This window comes from Mesorhizobium sp. C120A (assembly GCF_030323105.1).
Lineage (GTDB): Bacteria > Pseudomonadota > Alphaproteobacteria > Rhizobiales > Rhizobiaceae > Mesorhizobium.
This window is the reverse complement of record NZ_CP100476.1, coordinates 2043030-2069279: the sequence shown is the minus strand read 5'-3', so window position 1 is coordinate 2069279 and position 26250 is coordinate 2043030. Positions and strand designations below refer to the sequence as shown.

At 60.4% G+C, this 26250-nt stretch carries 20 protein-coding genes; 9 read left to right on the top strand and 11 right to left on the bottom strand.

What is annotated here, in order from left to right:
- Nucleotides 1-397: 397 nt before the first annotated feature.
- The 4 genes from NL532_RS10120 to NL532_RS10105 form a co-directional block, all read right to left on the bottom strand.
- Nucleotides 398-1552, bottom strand: coding sequence for a GNAT family N-acetyltransferase (locus NL532_RS10120; RefSeq protein WP_023696861.1), 1155 nt, complete (start codon nucleotides 1550-1552; stop codon nucleotides 398-400).
- Complete coding sequence (locus NL532_RS10115; protein WP_023686296.1) at nucleotides 1549-2541, bottom strand: sterol desaturase family protein; 993 nt, start codon at nucleotides 2539-2541, stop codon at nucleotides 1549-1551. Before NL532_RS10115 ends, NL532_RS10120 begins: the two co-directional genes overlap by 4 nt.
- A gap of 203 nt (nucleotides 2542-2744) precedes the next feature.
- On the bottom strand, nucleotides 2745-3302 hold the full coding sequence (locus tag NL532_RS10110) for a heparinase II/III family protein (RefSeq protein WP_286488104.1): 558 nt from the start codon (nucleotides 3300-3302) through the stop codon (nucleotides 2745-2747).
- Nucleotides 3236-4750: a heparinase II/III domain-containing protein gene (locus tag NL532_RS10105; RefSeq protein WP_286488103.1), complete on the bottom strand. Its 1515-nt coding sequence runs from the start codon at nucleotides 4748-4750 to the stop codon at nucleotides 3236-3238. The genes NL532_RS10110 and NL532_RS10105 overlap by 67 nt, the downstream gene beginning before the upstream one ends.
- Before the next feature lie 16 nt (nucleotides 4751-4766).
- Between NL532_RS10105 and NL532_RS10100 the strand changes: the two genes are divergently transcribed.
- Complete coding sequence (locus tag NL532_RS10100; RefSeq protein WP_031202656.1) at nucleotides 4767-6008, top strand: glycoside hydrolase family 5 protein; 1242 nt, start codon at nucleotides 4767-4769, stop codon at nucleotides 6006-6008.
- 222 nt (nucleotides 6009-6230) lie between these two features.
- Nucleotides 6231-8120 carry an asparagine synthase (glutamine-hydrolyzing) gene (gene asnB / locus NL532_RS10095; RefSeq protein ID WP_023828179.1) on the top strand — a complete coding sequence of 630 codons (1890 nt, stop codon included), beginning with the start codon at nucleotides 6231-6233 and terminating at the stop codon, nucleotides 8118-8120.
- Between the two features lie 18 nt (nucleotides 8121-8138).
- On the opposite strand, the gene NL532_RS10090 is transcribed toward asnB, so the two are convergent.
- Entirely contained in the window at nucleotides 8139-9257 is a 1119-nt protein-coding gene (locus NL532_RS10090; protein ID WP_023671802.1) for a glycosyltransferase family 4 protein, read from the bottom strand.
- 167 nt (nucleotides 9258-9424) lie between these two features.
- Between NL532_RS10090 and NL532_RS10085 the strand changes: the two genes are divergently transcribed.
- A complete protein-coding gene (locus NL532_RS10085; RefSeq protein WP_023828180.1) occupies nucleotides 9425-10864 on the top strand; it encodes a lipopolysaccharide biosynthesis protein in 1440 nt (479 codons plus the stop codon).
- 40 nt (nucleotides 10865-10904) lie between these two features.
- Here the strand turns inward: NL532_RS10085 and NL532_RS10080 are convergent, their stop codons facing one another.
- From NL532_RS10080 to wecB, 3 genes are read right to left on the bottom strand one after another with little or no spacing between them, the layout of a single operon-like run.
- Nucleotides 10905-11708, bottom strand: a complete 804-nt coding sequence (locus tag NL532_RS10080) for a WecB/TagA/CpsF family glycosyltransferase (RefSeq protein WP_023725122.1) — start codon at nucleotides 11706-11708, stop codon at nucleotides 10905-10907.
- Nucleotides 11705-13042, bottom strand: coding sequence for a UDP-N-acetyl-D-mannosamine dehydrogenase (wecC, locus tag NL532_RS10075; protein ID WP_023686301.1), 1338 nt, complete (start codon nucleotides 13040-13042; stop codon nucleotides 11705-11707). The genes NL532_RS10080 and wecC overlap by 4 nt, the downstream gene beginning before the upstream one ends.
- A complete protein-coding gene (gene wecB / locus NL532_RS10070) occupies nucleotides 13035-14189 on the bottom strand; it encodes a non-hydrolyzing UDP-N-acetylglucosamine 2-epimerase (protein WP_023754977.1) in 1155 nt (384 codons plus the stop codon). The genes wecC and wecB overlap by 8 nt, the downstream gene beginning before the upstream one ends.
- Before the next feature lie 666 nt (nucleotides 14190-14855).
- Here wecB and NL532_RS10065 point away from each other — a divergent pair.
- Entirely contained in the window at nucleotides 14856-15839 is a 984-nt protein-coding gene (locus NL532_RS10065) for a glucosamine inositolphosphorylceramide transferase family protein (RefSeq protein WP_245260781.1), read from the top strand.
- Nucleotides 15840-15881: 42 nt separating this feature from the next.
- On the opposite strand, the gene NL532_RS10060 is transcribed toward NL532_RS10065, so the two are convergent.
- Nucleotides 15882-16985 carry an acyltransferase family protein gene (locus tag NL532_RS10060; protein ID WP_196813817.1) on the bottom strand — a complete coding sequence of 368 codons (1104 nt, stop codon included), beginning with the start codon at nucleotides 16983-16985 and terminating at the stop codon, nucleotides 15882-15884.
- A 380-nt stretch (nucleotides 16986-17365) separates the two neighbouring features.
- Here NL532_RS10060 and NL532_RS10055 point away from each other — a divergent pair, with 380 nt between their 5' ends.
- The 5 genes from NL532_RS10055 to NL532_RS10035 all read left to right on the top strand — a co-directional run bounded on the left by NL532_RS10055 (nucleotide 17366) and on the right by NL532_RS10035 (nucleotide 23564).
- Complete coding sequence (locus NL532_RS10055) at nucleotides 17366-18628, top strand: VpsF family polysaccharide biosynthesis protein (protein WP_023828181.1); 1263 nt, start codon at nucleotides 17366-17368, stop codon at nucleotides 18626-18628.
- Nucleotides 18629-18847: 219 nt separating this feature from the next.
- A complete protein-coding gene (locus NL532_RS10050) occupies nucleotides 18848-20446 on the top strand; it encodes a GumC family protein (protein ID WP_031202660.1) in 1599 nt (532 codons plus the stop codon).
- Between the two features lies 1 nt (nucleotide 20447).
- Nucleotides 20448-21554, top strand: a complete 1107-nt coding sequence (locus NL532_RS10045) for a glycosyltransferase (protein WP_023828182.1) — start codon at nucleotides 20448-20450, stop codon at nucleotides 21552-21554.
- A gap of 169 nt (nucleotides 21555-21723) precedes the next feature.
- On the top strand, nucleotides 21724-22452 hold the full coding sequence (locus tag NL532_RS10040) for a N5-glutamine methyltransferase family protein (RefSeq protein WP_023828183.1): 729 nt from the start codon (nucleotides 21724-21726) through the stop codon (nucleotides 22450-22452).
- Nucleotides 22449-23564, top strand: a complete 1116-nt coding sequence (locus tag NL532_RS10035; protein ID WP_023696870.1) for a hypothetical protein — start codon at nucleotides 22449-22451, stop codon at nucleotides 23562-23564. Before NL532_RS10040 ends, NL532_RS10035 begins: the two co-directional genes overlap by 4 nt.
- Nucleotides 23565-23698: 134 nt before the next feature.
- Here the strand turns inward: NL532_RS10035 and nadE are convergent, their stop codons facing one another.
- Together nadE and NL532_RS10025 are read right to left on the bottom strand one after the other, a co-directional pair.
- A complete protein-coding gene (gene nadE / locus NL532_RS10030) occupies nucleotides 23699-24703 on the bottom strand; it encodes an NAD(+) synthase (RefSeq protein WP_023710993.1) in 1005 nt (334 codons plus the stop codon).
- Nucleotides 24700-26247: a class I adenylate-forming enzyme family protein gene (locus NL532_RS10025; protein ID WP_023686310.1), complete on the bottom strand. Its 1548-nt coding sequence runs from the start codon at nucleotides 26245-26247 to the stop codon at nucleotides 24700-24702. The genes nadE and NL532_RS10025 overlap by 4 nt, the downstream gene beginning before the upstream one ends.
- Nucleotides 26248-26250 lie beyond the last annotated feature (3 nt).

The window sequence follows — 26250 nt, the reverse complement described above, 5'->3', positions numbered from 1 at the left end:
CGGCGACGTTACGGGCTATGCAGAGCGTCGGCGATAGCAGAAGAGTGCTTCTTCGATAGTGGGTCTCGCGATGTAGCGGTCTCCCGCTACCAGCCTACCTAAGCTACTGAAATCATAGTAAAAACGCCGACCTATGGTAGCGCCCTGTCCGAAAAAATCTTCAATGATTCTCAGGACCTAGCCTGCTACCGTTGTGACGCCAACGAACGTGTTGCAACGCTTCGCAGACGACAAACTGCGCCTCGAGAGACGTGATTTGCGGGAATTGAAGTCTGCACCTGCGGACCCATTCGGTCCCAATTCCGAGGCGCAATCGACGCGGATTTTCGAATGGCGCGCCCATGTCGCACGCCAGCCCTCAACGCTCGGCGGCTTATGCCCAAGTTATCCAGCTAAATTAAGCAGTCTCATCGGGCGGGCGCTCTGGATTCGCCGACGCCAATCCGCGTGAGCGTACGCGGATCGTCTGACAGATACGATCAGCGAGAGAAGCGAGCGCGCCCTGCACAGTGCGTGCCCCAAGAACGGATTGGAGGGTAACGGCCTGTGTTGCAAACCTATGTTTGAAGGCCTCTCCGCCACAGAGGAAATCGACCAATCCCAAGCCGTGATCAAACGACCACTGTATATACTCCGTAATCAGGACCGCACCCGGCGACGCTCGGCTAAAGTCAGGGTCGTAGGTGGTAACGAATGCCATCATGACGTTGTGCTGGACGATGTTGATGGAAACCGCGACCATCGCACCATTGCATTCAAGTACGAAAATGCGCAGCACACCGGCGCGTGACAGCGCGTCCACCAGGGCGGCAAGAACCGGCTCGCCCTCTTCGAAAAGGTCGGATTCACGCGTGTGCTTTTCCAGCCATCTGCGCTTCAGCGCCGACAGTCGCTCCAGCAATGGCTGCAGCGGCTCGTCGGCCGACAGGAGGCGGAATTTCACTTCGCCTGTTTCTTCCAGTATCTTGATGCCGCGCCGATAGTTCTGGCGCATCTTTTTCGGCTGGTCCGCCAGCCATGCTGCTCCGCTGGCCCACTGTCCAGCGACGCGATAACTGACTTCCTCCCGGTGATTGGCGCGAAGCTTGACGCCGCTGGAAGAGCCCGGTGTAAAAATCCTGCGGGCTGCCGCATCCGGCGACAGACGATTGATAAAAGCAAGATCGAAGCCACCCGCCGAACAGATCCGGTTCCAGAGGTTCTGGAGGGCCGATAGGGAGCATTCCGGCGCGACAAGAATATCACCATAGTCCGTATAGCTATTGGCGGCCCATTCGAGGAGCCGAAGTCCTTTTCGTCTGCCGATCGCCAGGGGAATGACAGCGACCAGCCTGTCATCGCTCCATACCAGGCCGATCCGCAGCGAGCGCCGGTCGCGGTCACGCACGGTGCTCCACCATGCCGAAACCCAGGCATGGCTCTGAAAGATCAGTGCATGGGTACGATGCCATAGGTCTACCCATTCGGCTTCGATGGCGGCCAGGCGATCCGTCGAACTGACGATTTCCAGTCGCTCCGCACCAACAGCGTCAATCGAAGCCATTTTGTTCATGGTTGGAGACGGTCCTGCGGCTGCGCGACATCGATGCGCTTTTGAAAAAGTCGCATGATATGGTTTGCCATTTTCTTGAGCGGCAGCACGTAAAGTCCGAAAAGCGACTGATAGTCGCGTACGTCGCGATCTATCAGTCCAAACTTGAGGTCTTCGTCCGGATCCGGGATGAACTGCGTTCCGAATATGCGATCCCAGAATGAAAAAAGCAGCCCGAAATTCTTGTCGTAGTGGCGAGGGTCGACACTGTGATGCACCTGGTGCCAGTGCGGACACAAGATGACGCCGTTCAACCGGCCGAAGGAAATCTTCAGATGCGTGTGGCGAACAAAGTCCATCATGAGAATGTTGCGAATGACATAGACGTTGATGCCAAATATGGCGATCTCGACCGGATCAAGCGCAATCAGGCTCCACAAGCCGAAACTGATCCCCGGTATGACGCCGTCCCAGATCCGGTTCATCAGATCGTCCAGGGGGTGAACCCGGTCCTTGGTGATCCCAACCATCACTTCGGCCGAATGATGCACCTTGTGCAATTCCCACAGGAACGGGAAACGGTGCTGGGCAACGTGATATAGGTAGTAGGAGATATCGTAAGCAACGAGCATGGTTGCGGTGAAGAGGATGATCGTCACTGGGCCGGCGGGGCCGGGTATCAGCGGTTGCGAGATGCTGAAGAGCCAGCCGACTGCCTGGTTTGTTGCATATCCCGTGGCGGCAACGAAGGTGACACCGGCGGGAATGAGCAGGAAGGGCATCACCAGCCTTTTCGTGATCCAGAACAATGCGTCCGCTCGCGCCGATGGGTGCATGATGACTTCCGCGGGAAAGGCGAAGTCGAAAAAGTCCCGGAAGGATTTCTGTTCGACCGTTCGCCAGTAGGCGACCACCGCGCTCCCCAGCGCCGTGAGCAACAGGAGACCGAGTGTCAGCAGATCGATGTGTGAGAGTTTTTCCACGATCACTCTGGCGAATTCCGAAAACATCGATGCAGTGGCTCCTAGGTGGTGAAATGGTGATCCGGCTCGTCGCGAAGCACATATTGCCAGGCCTATCATATGCTGCCCGCAACTGTGTATCGGGATGCGACTGGCAGAACAATCATGGCCAAATTAGCAGATCAACGGTGTCAAAACCGCTAAATATCTGAACGTAATTAATGTCGAACGCTGCGCCTGCAACCTGCCCGTTATCGGGTCTGCGGCGGACTTGGCGCGAGCCGGATGACTACTCCCTTTTCGCCTACTTGGCCACGCCATGCGAGGCGTTCGGCTGGCTGCCTTGCACCAAAACGCGGCGAAACCCAGCCGCCCTGGCCCGGTGTGTCGCCGCCGGAACGGATGTGGATCGCTGCGTCTGGAAAGTGGATAGTCATCAAAGGTTCAGCGCCGCGCAATATCGTGACAATGTTTCCATCCCTGTTGGCGTGGAGGTCGGCGGCGAGTTGGAAGACGATCTCAGCGACGCGGCTGCCGCCGAGCAGTTGGTCGGTCACGAGGATGCCGTCGCCATCGCGTGTCACGGCGCGTTGATGCACAACGCCGAAGCGGCCTTTGTACCCGTCATGTCGGGCACACAGCCTCCAGTGCGGCCCCGGCTCGCTCTCCACCAATGTCGCAACCGCCTTGTGCGACCAGTTGAACGCCCCGGAGATGATGCTTTGGCTTTTACCCTCTAGGTTCAGCGTGTTGTGCGCCGGCGTCGAGCGGAACCAGTCGCGCCAGCCTCCCCCGAACCATAGAGCCATGTGCCGGGGTCGACCAGCACCGGATCGCCGTCAATGCACAGGGTGAGCGACAGCGCGTCGGCATGACCGTGCGCCGCTATCGAAAGGTAGCCCAGCGGGCCGTGGTCGTATGTCAGATGGACGTTGCGACCATTCATCTCGCCGCGCCAGACGGAGAGCCCGCCTTGCGTGAATGTATGCAATCCATTCGGCACCGGCGCCGGCCGCGGTGGCGCGCCGAAGAAAAGCGCACGAAAATCGCCAGGCTCCGGTGCGCTGCCCGGCATCCGTAGAAAACCACGGATGGCGGCCGCGACCGATCCGACATAATCGGTTTCGCCCCCCAGCGTGATCACGCGGCCTTCATCATTGTCGCCGAAGCCGCTGGTTTTCGGCGGGAGCCAGCCTGCGAAATTGGCGAAAGCGGCCAAACGCGCTTCGACGGGCTGGGGAAAAGGCAGTCCGGCCTGGCGCGCCGCCGCAGCGCACAGCAGGAAAAGTTCGGCACTGAAGGCGGCGTAGGTCGGGGTCTGCTCGGCCCCGGCGCCATCGGCCAGGATCTGTTTGAGCACCTCAGCCAGGAGCGACTCGCGAGCCACCTCGGCCCCGAAAGCCAGACCGATCAAATATTCGCCAGCCAATTCCGCGACGAGATGGTTGTTGGCGGACGAAAAACGGGAGGGAAACCGCGGCAGCCAATAGGCGCTTGCCGCCAGTATTTCACCGACTTTTTCTCGCGTCGCCGCGCCAAGCCGGTCGCCGACGAGGTCGAGCGTGACAATCAGGCTGATGGCTCGTAGCGCGACCTCGATGCCCGAGGCCCAGCCAACGCCCCGAAATGGTGGGTTGGCGAAATGCCAGCTCTCGATCGCCGCCTCGATGGCCGCACGGGATTGATCATCGCCGGTGAGAAGCAGATGGGCAGCCAGTGGCGGCAGTTGCTGCAGCCGGTTGATTTCCCAGACATATTTTACATCGCCACGGCCGGTGGCATGGCGAAAATCGATATCGAAAGTATGGGTCTTGGGGCCTGGCCAAAGCCGGCCGGTCACCGGATCAAGGCGCCAGAGCTCGGGTGGAAAGAGAGTATAGGGGTCTCGCTGTGGCCAGGTCTGCCCAAGTGCTGAAAACTGGCCCCGAAGAGTGTTTTGCGCAGCCGCCTCGATAGCTTGCCGCTGGGCTGGTGTCGCAGCGGCCGGCACAGCATTCCGCAATCCGTGCAGCACCGGGTGCAACTGCGGCGACGCATAGCGCTGCCAGCCGTTGTCGCGGCGGCGCGAAACGGTCCTCCGGCGCTGCTCGTCCAACCGATGCAATATCTCGGCCAACTCCATGCTGCGCAATCGGTTGAAATACCACCCGACCCTCATCCGCGCTCCGCCAAGATTTTGATCCTCATACACCATCCCGTCGAAAAAGCGTGTGGCGGCATCCTCTTTTCCGTTCCCGCGGTTAATATCTTCGGCCATGACGCGGAGTTTTGCGATGAGAAAAGTTGTCTACGTCATAGCGTGCGCGCTTGGCATGGCTTTGTCAGCCGAGGCGGCGCCGATCCCGCTTGAGCGCGGCGTTGGCGTCCATGAATGGCTCAACTGGTCGCCGGTGGAGAAAGATGGTTCCTACAAATGGCCGCCCTATCGCAGCGAGAAGGAATGGCTTGCGGGCGGCAGGCCGCTCACCGATTGGCCGGACGGCGACCAGTTTGATCGCATTCGATCCATGGGCTTCGACTTTGTCCGGCTGAGTGTCGACCCTGGCCCTCTGCTTGCCAGCGAGGGCGCCAAACGACAACAGGCGCTGGACATGCTTGCCGCTGCGGTGCAGCGGGTCGTTTCAAGCGGGCTCAAGGTGGTTTTCGATCTGCATGGCGTCAGCCAGGTTCCGGCTTACAGCATGGAAATGATCTATGGCGGGGCCGACAGCGAGGGTGTTGCCCGCTATCGCAAAATGGTAGTGGCGGTGGCTGCCATGCTGATCAAAATTGGCGCCGACAAGGTCGCCCTCGAGCCCTATAACGAGCCCGCCTACTACCCTTGCGATTCAAGCGGCAGCGATGACTGGCAGCGGATCATGGCAGGCACGGTTCGCGAAATTCGCGCCGTCAGCAGCGAACTCACCATCGTCGCGACCGGCGCCTGCGGCGGGAGCATCGCGGGACTGGTCAACCTGGACCCCAACTTCGACGACCCCAACGTCTATTACAGCTTCCACATGTATGATCCGCACAGCTTCACGCACCAGCGGGCCGATGACAAGAACGCTTTCTCCTCCGGCCTTCCCTGGCCTGCCGACGCCAGCACGCCCGAAGTGGTCGCCGAAACCCTCAAGGCGCAGATGGACGCCGCCGGCTTGAGCCAGATCGAAGAGGTGATGAACATGGCCTCGGCGCGTGAAACGATCGCCCGATACTTTGAGCAGAATTGGGGGCAGAGCCAGCTCGAAGCGGGTTTCCGTCAGGCGGTCGACTGGGCTGAAGCCCATGGCATAGCGAGCCGACGCCTGTTCGTGGGCGAATTCGGCGTTATCCTGATGTCTGCGGATGGCCGCATGGGAGCTTTCGATGCTGATCGCCTGCGCTATCTCATGGCAGTGCGCAGAGAGGCGGAACGCTTCGCGATGCCGTGGTCGGCCTGGGAATTCTCCAATCCTTACGGAATGAGTGTTATCCAACCCAAGGGGCCTGCGATCCCGGACCGGGAGATGTTGCGGGCACTGGGCCTGCCATAACTCGTCATCGGGTCAGGATCGCTTCGAGCGGTCTGCCTGGTTGCTGGCGATCAATCGCGTGAAACCCAAGGACTGTCGTCTCCAGTTGCAGCCGAGAGGGCCTGATCGAACCAAATCAGGCTCAGTTTTAAAATCACTCCACCGAGCAGCTATTTAATATATTCGCTGTAGATTGGTGTCCTCGATCATACGCAAACAAGGGAAAGAGGGCCAAGGGAAAGAATGTGCGGAATTGCCGGCTGGATTGGGCGCAGGGTCGAGAAGCCACAAGATCGGGCCGCCGGGATGTCGAATGCCTTGCAGCATCGTGGTCCCGATGCCGAAGGCATCGAACTCCTGGACCTGAACACAGGCGAGGACCAGTTGGCATTGGTGCATCGCCGCCTGGCGATTATTGACTTAAACGCCGATTCAAATCAGCCGATGCAGACCGAGGACGGACGGCTCCGGATTATTTTCAACGGCGAAATATACAACTACATCGAGCTGCGTGAGGAGTTGATCGGTCTCGGCCACCGTTTTCGCACACGCTCCGACACGGAAGTGCTGCTCAGGGCTTATGACCAGTGGCGCCTGACCATGTTCGACCGATTGAGCGGGATGTTCGCTTTTGCGCTGTGGGACGCTCAACGGCGCGAATTGATCCTCGCCCGCGACCCCTTTGGGAAAAAACCCCTTTACCTCATGCAAGGCAGAAATTTGCTGTCGTTTGCCTCGGAGATCAGCGCGTTGTTGTCTGCGCAGCCAGATGGCCAGCAGCTCGATCTGGATGGAGTGCGCGAGTATCTGACCTGGCGTTACGTGCCTGGACCGCGGACGCTTTTCAAACAGATCCGCAAGCTCAACCCGGGAAGCTACGCTGTGTGGTCGCAAGGGGAAGTAACGGAAACGCGCTATTATGCGCCCCCGGATCAGACCGATCTGACAGCGGATATCGATCCAGGAACCGCCAAGCGACGATTTCTGGAATTGCTCGACCGTTCTGTCGAGATCAGGATGCGCAGTGATGCGCCGTTTGGCGCCTTTCTATCCGGGGGGCTCGACTCGTCGGCAATCGTTGCCCTGATGACCAGGCACAGCGACAACCCCATTCGTACGTTTTCGGTCGGTTTCAGCGAACAGGCTTACAGCGAGCTTCCATTCGCCCGGCGCGTCGCCGATCATTTCAAGACCGATCATTGCGAAATCGTCATCCAGGCGGATGACCTGATGAATCATCTGCCTAAGATGGTCCGCCATCGGGGGGCACCTGTTTCACAAAGTACGGACATTCCAATTTACCTGATGTCGGTTCGAGCCTCGCAGGACGTCAAGATGGTGCTTACGGGCGAAGGGGCGGACGAGATTCTCGGCGGCTACCCCAAACATCGCGCAGAGTCTCTGGCGGGTGTCTACCGGTCACTTGTTCCAGCGTCGCTTCACAACAATCTCCTCGCCCCTTTGATGCGCGCATTGCCCGGCGCATCGGCCAAGTTCGACATATTTGCCCGAAGCGCGGGTGAACGGGACTTTGCAACCCGGATGATCTCCTGGTTTGGAGCCATGACGGCGCGGGAACGCGATTCGCTCCTCGGTGGGTTGGCCACTTGCGGCCATGACCGCAACGATTTCCCGTTCTCTTCGAGTGTGACGGAATCCCATCTGCGCCGTGTGTTGTTTTTTGATCAGACATCGTGGTTGCCCGACAACCTCTTGGAACGGGGCGACCGGATGATGATGGCCGGTTCAATCGAGGGGCGAATGCCATTCCTTGATCGCGATCTGGTTTCCTTCGTCAGCCAGCTGCCCGATCGTTACAGGCTCGGTCTCCTGGGCAGCAAACAGATCCTGCGCGACTGCATGGCCGGCATGGTTCCCGACGAGGCCCTCAACCGGCCAAAGATCGGCTTCAAGGTGCCCGTCGCCGAATGGTTCCGCGGGTCGATGAGCGATTATGTACGGGACCATCTGTGTTCGTCCCATTCGGTCATCCGTAGCTATTTGAGCGCCAAGAAGCTGGACCAGATTGTCAGGGAGCACGCCGAGCGCGCCGCGGACCACGAAAAACTGATATGGGCGCTTTTGAACCTGGAGATATTCCACCGCGAATTCGCGCTTGGCCCGCCGCAGTGACGACACTGAAGGACAGCGTCAGCGCTTGACCGATCGCGCCTCGGACGCGACCGATCTCCAGACATCGCAGATCGCGTCGACAAACGGTGCAAGCTCAAGCCTTTCCCGGTGCACCGCCATGGCGGCGGCGCCAAGCCGCGCGCGCAGCGCCGTATCCTCGACCAGCCGAGTTAACGCCTCGGTCAACGCCGCCACATCGCCGGGCGGCACCAACAGACCGGATTGTTCGTGGGTGATGATGTCCTCGACCGCGCCAACCGGGGTGGCCACGACAGCCAGGCCGGCCGCCATGCCTTCGATCACCGACATTGGCAGATTTTCGGCGAACGAGGGGAGCACCAGAATATCGGCCGAAGCGATCAGTGATGCGACCTCGTCAGGTCCCACCCAGCCCGGAAAAGCAATACGGTCGGCAATCCCTAGAGCGACCGACCTCGCTCGTGCCGGCTCGACCTCACCATCGCCGGCGATCGTGGCACGCCAACCCCTGAGATGTTTCATCCGCTCCAGCGCCTCGCCCAACTGCGGCACGCCCTTTCGCTCGCCGATGCGGCCGAGGAACAGGATGTGCACGTGGTCACCGCCGCCGACATGCGCCAGGGAAGGAACTGCCGTGGCGTTGGGAACGATGACAATATTGCCGCCGTTCGCCGGTGCCCGGCTGGCGACGAAATCGCGCCAAAGCCCCCCCAGGACAATCACCCGGCCGGCATGCTCGAACAGAGCCCTGATACGGCGGCTCATGAAACTATGATCATCTTTCCAGAATGTCTGATACTGCGCCCCATGCAGATGAAGGACATATGGTATCGACAACAGCCTGGCGCAGGCGGCGATCATCATCTTGCGATAGGTGCTGCCGGAGACCGATATATTGATGTGAATGACGTCGGCGCGTCTGTCGAGGCGGGCCGCAAGCATCCGCGCGCAAAAACCAAGCATGTAGAAGATCGAAAGCCCGACATGTCCCGGGCCACGGCTGGAAAGAAAGCGCAGATCGATGTCGGCAATCTCTTGCCGTTCGAACTCCTGCTTCAGCGCCCCCATGATCCGGTCGATGCCGCCTTGTCCCGAAACGCCCGAGGGCGTTGCGACCAGGACATGTATTTTTCTATTGTGGGCGAGACGCTGCAACATGACACCATTTGGATTGCGGATGCCGGGTGACCGTAAAGCAAAGGTTCCAAAAAAGGTTTACGACAAATCTTTTGGTTCAAACTGTATCCGTTCACCCTTTGCCGTCATCATGCTGGAATACCCGTCGGTCAACGGTTAATCGACGGCAAATTTTCCGGGACAACCCTTTGCTGCTCCGTTCCACACTCATCTATGGCCCAGCTATTCTGCTGACGCGGGTTTCCGCTCTGCTCCTGCTGGTCGTCATGACGCGGTTGATCGACCAGACCGAGTATGGCCTGCTGACCCTGGTGGTCACCGTGGGCGAAATGACGGATGTTGCCGTTACCAACTGGCTGCGCATTGCCTTGCTGCGGCTTGGTGGAAAAGGCGACGTCAGCCGTGGCAGCCTGATGCTTGCCGGACAGGTATTGCTTGCCACCACGGTGCTGGCCCTGATCATATCCGTGATCGCCTCGGCGGTGATCGTGCCGGAGCGCTGGATCGAATTTGCAATCGCCGTCTGCAGCTATCTGATTGCCGGCTCCATCAGCCGGTTCGCGTTGACGGTGCTGCAAATGCAGCAGCGTCATTCCCTCTATTCGATGCTTGAATATCTGCGCGGCCTGCTGCAACTGGCCTTGCCGATCGCCGCCATCCTTATCTTCCAACGCTCGTTTCTGACGGTATCGCTCGGCTCGAGCCTCGCCGTGCTGATTGCCGGCATCGTGGCGTGCGTGGTGGCATCCGGGCGCGTTATTGGCGGCCCGCCGCGCTTCACCCACAAGGAGTTTTTTGCCCTCGGCGTGCCCCTCGTCATCATGGCGCTGGTCGGTTTCGGTCTCAACAGCGCTGAACGCGTCTTCCTCAAGTTCTACTACGATGCCGGCGCGGTGGCTGTCTTCGCAGCCGCCTACGCATTGGCTCGGCAGCCGATCGATATGGTCGCCAACGCAATCAACATGGGCGCATTTCCAGAAGTGGTCAGCCGCTTCGACGACGAGGGATCCGAGGCGTCCGGGCGGTTGTTGTCGCAACTCATGGCCTTGATGATACGCCTTTGCCTGCCGGTCGCAGCAATGCTTATCGCGCTCAGCGGCGACATCACGCGACTCCTGCTGCCCGCGGAATATCATGGTCGCTTCGGCCTGCTGTTCCCGATCATCGCCTTCAGCGTCCTTTGTGCCAATCTCACAAGCTTCGTTTATGGCGTCGTGGTGCACGCACATAAGCGGCCGTGGTTGCTGATCATCGCCAATTCCTTCGGCTCGGTGGCAACGATTTCACTGTCTTTTCTGTTGATTCCCACCATGGCGGAGGTTGGCGCGGCTTTGGCGTTGGCGGGCGGATCGCTGGCAGGTCTTGCAGCCTGCATCGTCATCGCCGAGAGGCTCACGCCGGTGCCGGTTCCCTGGCGCGACATCGCTGTCTCGGCCATCATTTCTATCTGCACCGGACTGGCCGCCAGCCTTGCCAGCACTGCGCTGGGCAATATGCCGGCGATCTTTCCGCTCGCGGCGGGCGGTGTCGCCGGCGCTGCGGCTTTCCTGGGACTGACCTGGTTGTTTCACCCCGCGGCCGTGACGCAGTTCATCGGCAAGCTAAGGGCACGGCTCCGGATCGCATAAATCCCGCGCAATGAGGCATGCTTGTCTGAAAGTCGCGAGCCTACGGATTGACGTTTCGGCGTCCCCGGCGAGACCAGAACTCACGCCACAGCAGCAGTGCATAGGCGGTGTTGGTATCGTAGTAGCGGCGCCACAAGCGTCGCGGCTCCTGCGCCACGCGAAACAGCCACTCCAGGCCCGCCGCCTGAACCAGTTTCGGTGCCCGGGCGACCTTTCCACCATAGACGTCGAAGCTGCCGCCCACGCCCATGACGAAACTCGGAGCGAGTACGTCGCGATAGCGCTTGAGAAAGCGCTCCTTGCTCGGCGTCGGCATCGCCACAAACAGGCAGTCGGCACCTGAAGCGTTGATGGCCTCGACGATCGCGGCCTCTTCCTCCGCCTTGAAATACCCATTGCGCCGGCCGGCAATGGCCAGGCTCGGATGATCTCTGGCAAGTCGGCTTTCAACTGCGTCGAGAATGTGCTGTTCAGCGCCCAAAAGGTAGGGGCGATAGCCACGCTTGGCGCACAGCGCAAGCAGGTTGATCATGACGTCGACGCCGGTCACACGCTCCGGCAACTCGACGCCGCAGAGCCGCGCGCCCCAAAGCACGCCTTTGCCGTCGACATTGACCATATCCGCCCCGACGACATCCTCGCGCAGTTCGGCATTCTTGCGCATGTTCACAAGCTTGGCGACGTTCACGACAACATGATGAAGCGGTCGCCGCGTCGCCATCGCCTCGTCTGCGATGGCCAGCGTCTCGGCCATGGTCAGCGCATGGATGGTCGCACCGAGAAACTCGCGGCGGCGTGATGCCAATAGAGAGTGTTGCGCCCATGCCGGGTCATGCGAGTTCATGCCGCTTCTCCGGTGCGAGCGAGAGACTGCGAGCGTTCCATTTCGGATTTCTTGCCTTCGATGCGGGCGTCGGGCTTGCGCGCTTTGCGCCAGGTCCACAGGCCCCGTGTGTCGACGAGCTTCTTGTCCTTGAGCGCTTCGGGATCGATCAGATTGAATTGTCGATGGTCGACCAGCAGGACGACGATATCGGATTGGTCAATAGCGGAAAGTGCATCGGTGAACATGACGCCGCTGCCCTCGAGCTCGTGTGGCAACTGACGCGCATTGGGCTCGGCAGCGACGATCTTGATATTGGGAATCTTGGACAGAAGCTTAACAACCTCGACAGCCGGGCTCTCGCGCATATCGTCGATATTGGGTTTGAAGCTGAGGCCAAGACAGGCGATCGTCTGCTTGCGGGTCGGGTCGAGCAATGCCTCGATGTCCCTGACCACCGACAAGGGTCGCTCGGAATTGATGCGCCGTGCCGAACTGATCAGCCGCGTATTGTTCGGTGCGGCGTCGATGATAAAATACGGATCGATCGCAATGCAGTGGCCGCCCACGCCCGGGCTCGGCTGCAGGATGTTCACGCGAGGATGCCGGTTGGCGAGATCGATTACCTCCCAGACGTTGAGCGACAGATCCTGGCACACCGCCGCAAGCTCATTGGCGAAGGCGATATTGACATCGCGGAACGCATTTTCGGTCAGCTTAACCAGTTCCGCGCTTTCGGCCTGGGTTATGAACAGGTCGCCGGCGACGAAGCTTGAATAGAGTGCCGCTGTCCGCTCCGAAGACTTTCGGGACAGCCCGCCGATCGAGCGATCATTGTTGATCAGTTCGGTCAGCACCTTTCCCGGCAGCACGCGCTCGGGAGAGTAGGCGACCAGGACGTCAGCTTCCTCGCCATGTGCGACGGGAAATTTGAGATCGGGTCGCAGTTCCGCGAGCAGCGCTGTCATGACACGCGTCGTACCGACCGGCGATGTTGATTCCAGCACCACCAGGTCGTCCCGTTTTAGCACCGGAGCGATGCTTCGCGCTGCCGCAAGCACGTAGCTGACATCCGGCTTGCGGTCCGGGGTGATCGGAGTTGGAACGGCGATAATATAGGCATCGGCCGGCTGAGGCGTACTGAATGCCTTGAGCTTGCCATTGGCGACGACTTTCTGGATCAAACCATCCAGGTCCGGTTCGATGATGTGGATTTCGCCGCGGTTGACCTTCGCGACCACCGCCTCGTTGATATCGACACCGATGACATCGAGTCCGCGGCTGGCAAAAATGGCACAGGTCGGCAGGCCGATATAGCCCATGCCGATAACGGAAACGGTTTTGATTTCAGCCATGATTCAGCAATTCCTCAACGATCCGGCTCGCAGCTTGGCCATTGCCGTATGGATTGTGCCTCTCCGCCATGCCGCGATAGACGCTCTCATCATCGAGCAGGCTATTGGCATTGGCCAGAATTTTTTCGATATCGGTGCCGACCAGCCGGGCAGTACCAGCGGCGATCCCTTCGGGTCGCTCCGTGTTTTCCCGCATCACCAGCACCGGCTTGCCGAGTGAAGGCGCCTCTTCCTGCACGCCGCCGCTGTCGGTCAACACCAGGTAGCTCTGTTTCTGCAGGTACAGGAACGGCAAATAGTCCTGCGGGTCGATCAGGTGGATGTTCGGCACCGTCCCGATTTCGGCCTCGACCACGGAGCGCACATTCGGGTTGGGATGGACCGGGTAGATGATCTGCACATCCCTGCGCGCCGACAATGCCTTCAGCGCGGTGCAGATTCTCTGGATGCCGCCATCGAAATTCTCACGGCGATGACCGGTGACGAGTATCATTTTCTTGGTCGGATCGATGAAGGGGAAACGAGCGGCGAGCTTGGCGTTCATCAACTTGTCGGCATCGATCTCGCTGGAGAAATGCAGCAGCGTGTCGATCACGGTATTGCCGGTTACGAAGATGGTGTTCGCAGCCTTTCCTTCGGCGATGAGATTGTCGCGCGCCTCGGTGGTCGGCGCAAAATGCCAGGTGGCGATGTTGCCGGCAATCTTGCGGTTCAGTTCCTCCGGAAAGGGAGAGTTGATGTTGTGGCTGCGCAATCCCGCCTCGATATGGGCAACCGGAATGCGCTTGTAGAAGGCAGCTAGAGCCGCGGTCATTGCGGTGGTTGTGTCGCCCTGGACGATGACGACGTCCGGCTTCGCCTTCTCCAGCACCCCCGCCATTCCGAGGAGCACGCGCGAGGTCACGTCGAACAAAGTCTGACCTGGTTGCATGATGTTAAGATCGTAGTGCACCGGCAGGCCCGTCAGTTCAATGACCTGATCGACCATCTCGCGATGCTGGCCCGTCACACATATTTCCGTGGTAAAGCCTGGATGGGCGAGCGCGGCGCGCGCCACCGGAAAACATTTGAGCGCCTCCGGCCTCGTGCCGAACACGATCAGCAGTTTTCGCCTTGAGGGCAAGTTCGGATGTGAAACGGCGTTCATGGTTGACCCTGGTCACCGAAAGCGTGGGCGCCCGGCTGACATGTGCTTTCAGCCTAACAATAGCGCCCTGAACCGCCTTCGTATTCAAAAAAATTAACGTATGATTAACGCTAGAGTCCGCAGCCCCCCTTGGGCAACCCTTGCCAGGAACTGTGGGGAAAGATACCAGAGCAAAGCCATCTTTTGCTTTAACGAGAATAACTTGGGTTGACTAATATTCTAATCATCGGCCACGCCGTCGCATCCCGGCGCTGGGAAAATGAGCTTTTCATGCGGTTGGGTGCGGCAGGTTATGTGGTCTCGAGTTGCCACGCGCCGGCGCCGGCGCCAACCGCTCGGGGGCTGGACACTGTCTTGGCGATCGAGAGCCGGCGTTTCGGTCCCTCGCTGGCGGGCCGGTCCGAGCCGTTGCCGCCCATCGATCGCGGCCCTCCGGACCTCGTCATAGATCTCACTGCCAGCGCAACGGGGCAAGACGCGCCAGTCCTGAGGCTCGAATTTTGCGGTCGCAACAGCTTTCCAGCCGGCGTTGCCGCAATGTTGGCGAGCGGACAATTGCCTGAACTTGGCGCTCGCCTCGATGGCGTTGTCGTGGCCCAGGCTAGACCGATGCTGGCAGACAGGCTCTGGCTATCTCGAAGCTGCAACGACCTGCTCGCCGGCGCCATGTCGCTGATCATGCAAACCGTCGCCCGCTTCTTTGCGGGCAAGCTTGTGCCGGTAAGCGACAACCCGGTGCCCATCCTGAAGAACGACAGTTTTGTTCGACACTATGTGCCCTTTTTTGGCAGGGCTTTGATCGATCGCGCCGTGCAAAAAATCAGGCGGGGACGACGCCCCTTCTATTGGCAGGTTGCCTATCGGGTGATCGACGGACCAGGCATCGCCGAAACCGGGCAACTCGACGGCAAACCGTTCACAGTCCTGCCGGACGATGGCCAACGCTTCTATGCCGACCCGTTCGTCTTCGAGGCCGACCGCCGCCATCATCTGTTTGTCGAGGAATTCCCCTACGCGACGAGTCGCGGCGTGATTTCCGTCGCCGAGCTCGGTGACGATGGCACTTTCGGTGTTCCAAGGGTTGTATTGGAGGAAGCGCACCACCTGTCGTATCCGCAGGTGTTCGCACACGATGGCGAGATTTTCATGATCCCCGAAAGTGGTTCGGCTCGCGAACTTGTGCTCTATCGCGCCGCGCAGTTTCCCGACCGCTGGGTCCGCGACACGGTGCTGATGGCGGACAGGGATTTCAACGACGCGACGCTGCTCGAATCCGACGGTCGCTTCTGGCTGGTTGGAACGGAGCGGTTCGGCTACGGCAGCGCGTCGGACACGATGGCGGTCTATTGCGCACCCTCGCTGCGCGGGCCATGGGTCGCCCATCCGCTCAATCCCATTGCCGTCGATCATTCGGCCACCCGGCCGGGCGGCGCCTTTATCCGCCACGACGATGCCCTGGTGCTGCCGGTGCAGAACGGATCGAGGGCCTATGGCGGTGGTCTGGGGCTGATGCGGCTTGAGCGACTCGACGCGTCCGATGTCCGTTTTGCCTCGCCCCGGCCGATCGGCGCGGGTCCGGCATGGGCACGCACGGGCATTCATACGCTTAACCGCGCCGGCAATGTCGAGGTCGTGGACAGCGCGGGCTGACTGAAGCGCTGAAAGCCGTGAGCGTCCCGTTGCGTGACCTGCTTATTTGTTCTCCGTGGCAATATGAGGAAGCGGTGTGTTTCTCGTCTTCCTTCTGCCGTTCAGGGTCTGAAGAATCGGCTTCTCGATCATCTCGTAAATCACCAGACTGACGAGGCAGGCTGCCACGATGCTGACCACCGACACCAACCATACCGTTGTCGGATGCTCGTATCCGACGGTGCGTCTGGCCAGGTACGCCACAGCGCCGATCACGAAGATATGCGACAGATAAAGCGCGTAGGAAGCGTCGCCCAACTGCTCGAGAAGGCTCCAGTGCTTGAGTTTCGGCTCCAGAATGAGGCTGAGATGAAGCAGGCCCGCCGCCCACATTGCTTGTCCCGCGAAGCTGATCTGACCCAAGAGCGGCGTACCGTCATCGACGAATGAAAGCACCACGCCTGCAGCGGTCATTACGCCGAATATCCAGGCATGGCGTATGTCGGAAGTGAAATCACCGTCCAAATAGCGCCGCCCTATCCACATGCCGATTACGAATGCCACCGGAGAAGGGTTGAGATAGAACTGGATAACAGGGTTGGTGGGAGCCAGCCACAGCCCGGATATCCACATCGCAATGAAAAAGACCGTCAGCACAAATACGCGCGAGGTCACGGACAGGAATGCGAACACCGCAAAAGCGATATAGAAAAATACCTCGTAATTGAGCGTCCAGCCGAGTGAGAGGATTGGACTGGCGCTATCCCGTCCAGGCGCTTCGTGAACAATGAAGAGGAGCGACTGAAGATAGTGGGGCCACGTAAAGACGGTCTTCTGGAACAGACTTGGCGCGAGCGCCGCCAGAACCGCGGCGAGGCTAGTGAAAAGCCAGTAAAGGGGGATGATCCGGATTGCTCGGCGTTTCAGGAAGGTGGCAGCGGAAAACGGACCATCTCCCGTAATATGGACCATTATGAAACCGCTGATGACAAAGAACAGAACGACGCCCAGGCGGCCCGCCGTCACAATAATCAGATTGTCCACGCCAATCTGATAGGAAAAGGCGTGTGCGAACAGAACCAGCAAGGCGGCGCAGGCGCGAAGATACTGAATCGAATAGAATTTCTTCACCTTGATCTCCTGCGCTTTGCCGGCGCCTGATGCCATTGTGCCGTCCACAGGCAGCGCGTCGGGCGCCGTGCAAAGCATCGCCATCAATACGACCGGCCAATTAAGTGTGAGTTACCGACTTCATGAATAGCGTAAATTCGGCTGCCGATGCATGTCGCGCAACAAGTGCATTGCGTGCATTCGTTCCCTCTCGGCGCACTTTGGTGAGATTTCAATGAGCGGTGTCCGGCTTTTCGACAAAGCTGACATGTGGCGGCCCATGCCGGGCATCGCCACTGTTAAGATCGGGTTATCCATATTCCTTTACGTTCGTGCAGGAAAATGTACCCGGGGGTGCGTTCGTCCCTGCCATCTCAATCGCAAGCCGCAACGCTGGTCAGATAATCGTGAGTGTCACCCCCACAGAGCAACAGTTCGTGACCGCGCAGGCCAGCCGCCAAGACGCCCTCACACTCCTGTTCTTTCTCCTCGCGGCCTTCGCTTTCCTGCTCCGCTCGACCATCTCTCCGCAATTGATGAATATGGTGATGTCCTATTCGACGGAGGGAGGGTCGTTTCCCGAAAAGCTGCATATCGGGACCTATGCGATCTTTCTGCTGCTTGTCGTCATCGCCACGACCCGGCCAATTCGGCTCGAAGGCGATGAAGTCAGGCTGTTCAAGGCGACATTGTTATATTCGCTGCTGCTGTTGTGGCTGGTGCCTTATCTCTTCGTGATAGGCCGTGCCGGCTCGGCCGGCTTCATAATCGATTCCTATCTGGTCTCTTGTGCCGCGGCGATGATCATGCTTGCCCTGGGTGACCATGTGCGCAGGGCGCTTGGCAATGTCATCGTCGGCATGATTGTCCTCAGCGCCATCATCGGAACGATCGAGGCCGTCACCCAGCATCGATTCCTGCCCTATCCCCTCGTTGAGCTGGACTTTCGGCCGATCGGACTGTCGGCCCATCCGCTGGCGCTGGGCGCGCTTTGCACCACCGCCATAGGTTTCGTTGCATTGACGCGGTGGCGCATCTGGGTGTGTGCGCTTTGCATCTTCATTCTCTTCATCGGCACGGCCGCTTCGGGCGCGCGCACCGCCCTGCTGCTCGCTTGCGGCGAGATCCTGTTCCTGCTCGTGTTCCTGCCTTGGCCGGACTTGTCACCCAGACATCAACGCCAGGCCAAACTCCTGGTGCTGATGCTGACGCTGGCCGGTGGCGCCATAATGATTGCGATACTCTTTTCGGCGGGGCTGCTGAACCGCTTCAGCAACACGCTCTTTGACCAAAATTACGACGCGCGCGTCAAGATCTACGATGTATTCAAGTTTGTTGAATGGAGGGACATCCTGCTTGGCATGAATCCCAACGAGTTGTTGAAGATCGTCAACGAAAAGCTCAACCTCCCCTTCATCGAAAGCACGCCGGTCGTTCTTACGCTTTTGTTCGGCCTGCCGATCTCCCTGCTCTTCGCCTTTGCTTTCTTCCGGTTCCTTTTCAAGCTCCTGCGCAATACGCCTCGGGCCGCCCATATCGCAGCGGCCGCGTCCATTCTCGCGGCATTGTCAAACAATGCCCTTTCTTCGAAGGCGCCGGATATCATGCTGCTCGTCATCTTGTTGCTCGCTTATCGAAAGCCGGATGGGCGCCAAACCGGCACGCCCCTTCAAGGCCAACCAGCATCAACATCGACATGACGCCAAAGCCCGTTCCTTGTGGGTGCCCTCGCAACGACCTCTTGTATTTCCATTTGAAACGCCTGCACGCTTTGCCAGGCTACGACGGGCGTGGCAGAATACCGACGAAGGGTGGATAGATCGCTGTTCCGGAACGCGCCTGACACGCCTGGAAAATGAAATGTTAACGATGTTTCCGTAAAGCAGGCTGTGCGTATTGAATATTAAAGGGTTAGCATGATGTCCGCCGCTTCCGGTCCTCCTCCAACCGCGGCCGCCGCCGGCATTAGCCCCTATGAACGGATCGAAAATGCGCGGCGCGCCAGCAGGCCAAAGCCGCAACAAACCGCGCCGATCATGGCACATGCGGCGGCACCCGCTGTAACGTCGGCCCCTGTAACGTCGGCCCCTGTGTCGCCTGCACCCGTGGCGCCGCCTGTAGCCGAGCCCGTCACGACGGTGACGCTCAACAAGATCGGAACCTTTCTCGAACTCGATTTCGGGCGTCTGTTTGTCTGGCTGCGCGCCGGCCTTGCTCTGGTATGCCTGCTGGCAATCGCCGGCGGGATCATCGGCGGTGCCTACGCTCTGCTGAGCAAGCAGCGCTACACCGTGACCACGGACATCCTCATCAATCCCGCCAATCTTCAGGTTGTTCCGAACGATCTTTACCCGCAATCGGCCCAGGTCGATGGACAGCTGCTCAGCGCGCGCAGCAAAGAGCGCATCTTGACCTCGGGCAGCGTGCTTTCACGTGTTGTAGACGATCTTGACCTGGCCAGTGACCCTGAGTTCTTCGACGCGGACCGAAGCCGCACAGGGACGGACGGCGCCAAACCCGATCCAAAGCTTACCGCCCTGAAGAACCTGGCGGAACGGGTTAGCAGCATCGCGGATGAAAAGTCGTTTGTCACGACCTTGATGGTATCGGCGGAAACCCCCGCTAAGGCGATCCTGATTTCGCAGGATATCGTCAAGACTTTCCAGGAAGAGCTGGCCAGCGCCGAGGCTTCCGGCGCCAGCCGTGCCGCGGCCGCGCTGGACGGGCGGCTGGGCCAGCTCAAGAGCGATGTGCAGGCGGCCGAAGAGAAGGTCGAGGCCTATAGGCGCAGCCACAATCTGGCCACCAGCAATGGGCAGCTTGTTTCCTCGCAAACCATGACCCAGCTCAACGGCCAGATCGTGGAGACGCAATCGCGCGTCATCGCCGCGCAGGCAAGTTACGACGCCCTGCTTGCCGCCGGCGCAAACGGCACCAATTCCGGTCCCGCCACGTCGGAGGCGCTTGTGGCGCTGCGCGCAACGGCCAACGGCCTGCGCCAGCAGATCGATTCGCAGTCGATGACCTTTGGCCCCCGTCATCCGTCGATCGTCAGGCTGAAGACGGAGTACAACACGGTCAGCGCGCAACTCAGCGCCGAATACGCGCGCACCCTGCGCCTGGCGAAGGTCAATCTCGATGCCGCCAAAACCTCGTCGGCCTCCCTCAATGCCAAGATGAATGACTTGAAGGGCAACGTGTTCTCGGATAGCGATTCCGAGGTCGCCTTGCGTGAGCTTGAACGTGACGCCGCGTCGAAGACGGCTATCTATGAGAGCTTCCTGTCGCGGGCACGCCAGATAACCGAGCGCGAACAGATCGACAGCACCAATGTGCAGGTGATTTCCACCGCAGTGCCGCCAAAGGGCCGTTCATGGCCCCCGCGCACCGTCGTGATGATCGGCCTGGGGGCAATTGGCGGCATGATCCTTGGCATGTTGCTCGCCATTACCCTGGGTATCGTGCGCGACATGCGTCTTCCGCCGAACCGCCCGGACGTCATTGCCAGCCGCGCCTGAAATGGCGAAGCGGATTGTCTTTCACATTGCCAGCCTCAGGGGCGGTGGCGCCGAGCGTGTATTCGTCCTGATGGCGAACGAGCTGGCATCGCGCGGCCACAACGTCACGCTTTTTACCTGGAACGCGCAGGGGCCCAATGCCGCCCTGCTTTCGCCTGCCGTACATCTGGTCGATTTCGGCCTCCTCATTCGCGGCGAGGGTTATGGCAAGTGGGGGACACTGAAAGGTATCGTGAGAAGCGCGGGCCTGCTTGGCCGCCTTTCTCCCGACGCGATCTACAGCGCCCCGGAATTCGCCAATCTGGTCGTGGCGCTGGCGCTTTCCCTCGCGCGAAGCAGGGCGCGGTTCTTCCCGAGTTTCCACGCCGCCGCCTCACTGCCTTCCGGCAGCCTTGGCGCGAAAATGGCGGTCTGGCTTTCGGCCCTGGTTGCGGCCCGCGCCACCAGGGCCATCGCGGTTTCTGAGGGTGTCGGCGGCGATCTTGTGGCCCGAGGCTTCCCGAAATCCAAGGTCGTGGTCATCAACAACCCGCTGCCGCCGGTTGCGGCATCCCAGCAACGCTCCTACGCCTGGCAGGCAGAGCTCGCGGCGCTGGGCGACGGCCCCGTCATCATCACCGCCGGACGCCTGGTGCCGGTTAAGGATCATTGGACGTTGCTGCGGGCCTTCGCTGTGCTGCGCGCCGGCCGCCGGGCCCGGCTTGTCATCTTCGGCGAGGGTCCGCTGGCCGACGAGCTGCGCGCCTATGCCGAAGAATCCGGTATCGGCGCAGACGTTCTGTTTGCGGGCTATGTCAATGATCCGGCGGCCTGCTACGCAGTAGCTGACTTGTTCGTCCTATCATCGACCAGCGAGGGCTTCGGCAATGTTCTGGTCGAGGCCATGGCAGCGGGGATTCCGGTGGTCTCCACGGACGCGCCGCACGGCCCGCGCGAAATACTTGATGACGGCCGCTTCGGCGCCCTGGTGCCGGTCGGCGATGCCGCGGCTCTGGCAGTGGCGATGGCCAGAATGCTCGACCAGCCGACAACCGCCGCGATCCTGAAAAGCAGGGCGGCGGATTTCGAAATTGAAAAGATCGGAGACCGGTACGAGGCGTTGCTCTGAATTAGCGCATGGATCGGCTTGCGGCGGCACAGGAATTCGCCATTGATGGGACAGGACGCCGCCAACATAGGCCGGTTACTCCCAATCCAATCATGATCTTTAACATCAATTTACCCGGAGTTGGTAACAACAGGGAACCCGCGTTTTATCCTCAGGATAGGGATTTTCCTTGCCGCAGCATCACAGCCTTCCTGCCGGCCGTGCAAACGATCGCAATTGGCCGAGATTGCACCGCTTCATGCGGGTTGAGCTGGAACTCGCGCCTGACGTTCTGGTGCCGCGAGCCGAAACGGAACTGCTTGGCCGGACGGCCGCGGCCATTCTTGGCGAACAGGCGCACGAAACGATCCTGATCGACATGTGCTGCGGCAGCGGCAATCTTGCCGTGGGCATCGTCAGCGGATGTCCTCGGGCTCGGGCATGGGCGGCGGACCTGACCGACAGCACGGTTTCGCTTGCCCGCCGCAATGTTGTGCGCCTCGCCCTGCAGGACAGGATCAAGGTCCGGCAAGGCGACCTATTTGCCGCGATCGAGGGTGACGGCCTCCGCGGCGCTGCCGACATGGTTGTGTGCAACCCGCCCTATATTTCCTCATCCCGTCTCGATAGCGAAAGCGCGCATCTGTTGGAGAACGAACCTCGGGAAGCTTTCGACGGCGGCCCTTACGGTATTTCGATCCTCCAAAGGCTGGTCCGGGATGCCGCAGCTTTCCTCAAGCCAGGCGGATGGCTGCTATTTGAGTTCGGCGAAGGTCAAGATCGGCAGATAGCAACCCTTTTATCGAGAACGAAATCCTACGAAACCCCAACCTTTGCCGTGACGGCCGACGGCCAGCCCCGTGTCGCCATGGCGCGCAAACATGGTGGCCGGGTTCCCGGAACCGGGAGCCCGGCGTGAGCGTCGTCCGCGCCCTCGATCAGGCCGACCTTGCGGCCGTCGCGGGCATGTTTCAACGCATGCTGCGCAAGAAGCGGGGGCCAGCGCCGGCCTCCCTCGTCGATTACATGAGGCGGTTTTATCTGGACGCACCCGACTGGGGCAGCGGGCTCCGTTCGCTTGTCCATGTCAATGACGCCGGCCAGGTTTCCGGGTTCGTCGGCGTTCATGCGCTGCCAATGAAATTCAACGGCCGGCAGCTCTACGCTGCCATCTGCAGCTCGCTGATGGTCGAGGATCACGAGACCGATCCGATGGCCGGTGCCCGCCTGTTGAAGGCCTTCCTCGATGGTCCGCAGGACATCTCCTTCAGCGAAACCGCCAATGATACGTCCGTGAAACTGTGGACGCGGCTTCGCGGCGTTGTGCTGCCGCAATACAGCCTTGACTGGGTTCGCGTGATGCGGCCGGCGACCTTCATGCTCAGCCTTTTTGCCAATCACATGAAGCTTGCCTGGATGTTCAACCCGCTCGCCCGGATCGTCGACCGGCTCTACCTTCGCAAAATGAAGGGCAGTCAACGACGCTGGACCGGCGTCGTCGCCAACGCATCGAGCCGGGGGGCATTTCGGACCTCCGAGATCGACAGCGGCAGCTTTGCGGGGCTGCTGGAGCCGCTTTGCGCCCAATTTCCGCTACGTCCGCAGTGGGCGGAAGGTCAGCTCAACCATATTCTGGGCGATGCGGCGCAAAAGCCGGATTTCGGAGAGCTTGTCTACGTGTCGGTGGCATCGCCGAACGGCGCCAATGTCGGCGCTTTCGCCTATTACGCGCGACCGGACGGGATCGGCCGCGTGCTGCAGGTCCTCGCTCTTCCCGGCCAGGCCGGGCCGGTGATCGATTGCCTGGTCGAGCATGCCGCCCGGCGCGGTGTCTCCGGCTTGCGCGGCCGCGTCCAGCCCGCGCTTCTGGACGCCATGCTTGTAAGACGCATAGCCTTCATACCGGTCGCCTCGACCGTCGTGCATTCACGCGATCCCGAGCTTCTCGATGCCATGAAGAACGCGCAGGTCTTTCTGAACGGGCTTGCGGGCGAGCAGTGGAGCCAGTTGATCGGCGGCCGCTTCACCTGAAGCGTTCCGCCTACAGCAATTCCAGGAAAGGGTGCGCGGCTTTCCGTCCGGAATTGCGTAAAGACAAGAGCTTAGTATTTCTTTCATGCATGTCGTATCGCAAGACCGGATCACTTTTGCTCGATATGCATAGGTCAGGAGCCGACTTCGTCCACGCCGTCAACGAGCTGCGGGCGCAGGTGCAGATAGCGCGTTGCCTTTCGCTTGGCGGCGATGTCGGCCCAGACGCGTTCGATCTGTGAGGCGGTCAATCCCGCCGCTTGCCCTACCACCTCGGCGGACACGCCGTTGTTGAGGCCGTAGAGACACAGATCCATCCGATCGTAAGGCAGGGAGAAGTAGAATTCTTCCTGCGTCTGCGCCAGCGAGTAGGTGTCGGTGGTCGGCGGCCGGTTGCGGACCTCTTCCGGAATGCCGAGATAGGCGGCTAGCGCATAGACCTGCGTCTTGTAGAGATGCGCGATCGGCTTGACGTCGGCGGCGCCGTCGCCGTTCTTGACGAAGAACCCCTGATCGTATTCCAGCCGGTTCGGTGTGCCGAGCACGGCGAAGTTCAGCCGGTCGGCATGATAATATTCGATCTGCTTGCGGGTGCGCTGCTTCATGTTGGTGGCGGCAACGATGCCGAGATAGACCGCCACCGGCATCCGCAGTTTCGTCTGCTTGCCTTGCGGGTCCTGCACCACCAGCGAGGAGATGTTGTAGCCCTCGCCTTCGAGCACGTTCGCGATCACGATCTTTGAGGCCCAGCCCTTGCCATAGTCCGGGACCATTTCGCGGATGAAGGCGTCGCGGCGTTCATAGCAGCCCATTGCCCGCAGGGTCGGCCCGATATCCTCCACAACGGCCTCGACGCCGAAAGTGTCGGCGACCAGATGGCCGAGTCGCAGGCTTTCGGGGTCGGAATCGCTTTCCGGCATGAGCACGCACAGCACATTCTGGTGGCCGACGGCACGCGCGGCCAATGCAGCCGAAACGCTGGAATCTATACCGCCCGAAAGACCGAGCACGAGGCCGCGCTTGCGAATGCCGCGCAACTGCTCGCGCAGGGCCGCCACGATCCTGTCCGTTTCGGCGGCGGGATCGATGACCAGGGCTTGCGTGAAGGCCGGCGCATCCTGGGTTGAGCCGATGTTCATTGCTCGGCCTCCATCATCTCAGCCGCGAGCCGGCGGCTGACCTTGCCCGACTCCGTCTTCGGTAATTCGCTGCGGAACTCTATGATTTTGGGGACCATGAAATCCTCCAGGTGCCGCGCGCAGTGACGAATGATGTCCTTTCCGCCAAGCGCCGGATCGGACCGCACGACGAGCGCGCCAATCGCATGCCCCAGCACCGGATCCGGCACGCCGACGACCACCGCTTCCGCGATACCTGGATGGGCGTGGAGCACTGCCTCCACTTCCTTGGGGGCGACCTTCTCGCCACGCGTCTTGATGATATCGTCCTTACGCCCGACAAAATAGAGAAAGCCGTCCTCGTCGGTCTGGAACAGGTCGCCCGTATAGAGCACCTTTTCCCAAGGGTTAGGCCCCGGCCGGAGCGCTCGTTCCGTCGCGGCCTGGTTGCGCCAATAGCCCTGCATGACGTGCGGACCGCGGATAACGAGCTCACCTGCCACGCCCGCCGGCACGCGTTGTCCAAGGTCGTCGACGACAAAGGCTTCCGTGTTGGGGATGGCTATGCCGACCGACCCTGGCCGGCGGTCAAGTTCCTCGGGTGGCAAATAGGTGCAGCGCTTGCATTCGGTCAGCCCATACATCGAATAGATCCGGACGCCGGGCAGCAGCGAGCGCAGGCGTTCTATGTGGGCTGGCGGCAAGGCGGCCGCGGTGTTGGAAATATAGCGGAGGCTGGGCAGGAAACCCGGCGCCAGATCACGCATCTGCAGGATCATCGCCGCCATGGTAGGCACCAGCGGAAGGCCGGTGACGCCCTCTTTGCGGATGCGTTCGAAGATCTCGTGCGGGAAGGCGAAGGACTTCTCGAGCACCAGCGTGGCCCCGAGCCTGACTGCCATCAGCAACTGATAGAGGCCATAGTCGAAGGCAAGCGGGAGGACGTTCAGGATGATGTCGTCCGGCGCGTTGCGCAGATAGGTGGCGATCGACCCCGCGGCAGCGTCGCAATTGCGATGCGTCATCATCACACCCTTGGGCCGGCCGGTCGAACCTGACGTGTAGATCAGCATCGCAAGGTCGACGTCGATGCCGCGATGGTTCACCTCCGCGCCATCGAACGTCAGGCAGTCAGTCAGGGACGCGGCCCCTGCCGGGCATTGCCCATCGGCCCCAGGGGTGGAAGCCACGAAGATGCCGGTCTTGCCTTGCGATGCGCAGGCTTCGGTGACCACGGGCACCAGCTTCGCCTGCGTCAGGACCGCCCTGGCGTCGCAATCGGCGATGACGTAACCGAGCTTGTCGGCCTTTGTGGAGGGGTTGATCGGACTGAAGGTCGCACCTGCCTTGAGTGCGGCAAAGATCGATACGGCGGCCTCCCAGCAATTGTCCATGAAGATCAGAACGCGGTCGTCGCGCCTGATCCCATTCATGAAGAGAGCGGTGGCCAGCCGGCTCGAAAGGTCGTCGAGTTCTTCGTAGCTCAGCCTTTTGCCCCTGGTGACCAATGCCGTCTTGGCCGGGTGGGCAGCAGCCTTCGCCACCAGAAAATGCTCGATCCGCACGGG

Bases quoted from the DNA above. Each gene is read 5' to 3' on its own strand.
- wecC (WP_023686301.1), bottom strand. From the start codon at position 13,042: ATGGCTGAAATCAAAACCGTTTCCGTTATCGGCATGGGCTATATCGGC.
- NL532_RS10110 (WP_286488104.1), bottom strand. From the start codon at position 3,302: ATGGCTCTATGGTTCGGGGGAGGCTGGCGCGACTGGTTCCGCTCGACG.
- NL532_RS10105 (WP_286488103.1), bottom strand. From the start codon at position 4,750: ATGGCCGAAGATATTAACCGCGGGAACGGAAAAGAGGATGCCGCCACA.
- NL532_RS10045 (WP_023828182.1), top strand. From the start codon at position 20,448: ATGGCGAAGCGGATTGTCTTTCACATTGCCAGCCTCAGGGGCGGTGGC.
- NL532_RS10100 (WP_031202656.1), top strand. From the start codon at position 4,767: ATGAGAAAAGTTGTCTACGTCATAGCGTGCGCGCTTGGCATGGCTTTG.
- NL532_RS10060 (WP_196813817.1), bottom strand. From the start codon at position 16,985: ATGGCATCAGGCGCCGGCAAAGCGCAGGAGATCAAGGTGAAGAAATTC.
- asnB (WP_023828179.1), top strand. From the start codon at position 6,231: ATGTGCGGAATTGCCGGCTGGATTGGGCGCAGGGTCGAGAAGCCACAA.
- NL532_RS10115 (WP_023686296.1), bottom strand. From the start codon at position 2,541: ATGTTTTCGGAATTCGCCAGAGTGATCGTGGAAAAACTCTCACACATC.
- NL532_RS10065 (WP_245260781.1), top strand. From the start codon at position 14,856: ATGTCGCTGATCATGCAAACCGTCGCCCGCTTCTTTGCGGGCAAGCTT.
- NL532_RS10090 (WP_023671802.1), bottom strand. From the start codon at position 9,257: ATGTTGCAGCGTCTCGCCCACAATAGAAAAATACATGTCCTGGTCGCA.
- NL532_RS10050 (WP_031202660.1), top strand. From the start codon at position 18,848: ATGTCCGCCGCTTCCGGTCCTCCTCCAACCGCGGCCGCCGCCGGCATT.
- wecB (WP_023754977.1), bottom strand. From the start codon at position 14,189: ATGAACGCCGTTTCACATCCGAACTTGCCCTCAAGGCGAAAACTGCTG.
- NL532_RS10120 (WP_023696861.1), bottom strand. From the start codon at position 1,552: ATGAACAAAATGGCTTCGATTGACGCTGTTGGTGCGGAGCGACTGGAA.
- nadE (WP_023710993.1), bottom strand. From the start codon at position 24,703: ATGAACATCGGCTCAACCCAGGATGCGCCGGCCTTCACGCAAGCCCTG.
- NL532_RS10080 (WP_023725122.1), bottom strand. From the start codon at position 11,708: ATGAACTCGCATGACCCGGCATGGGCGCAACACTCTCTATTGGCATCA.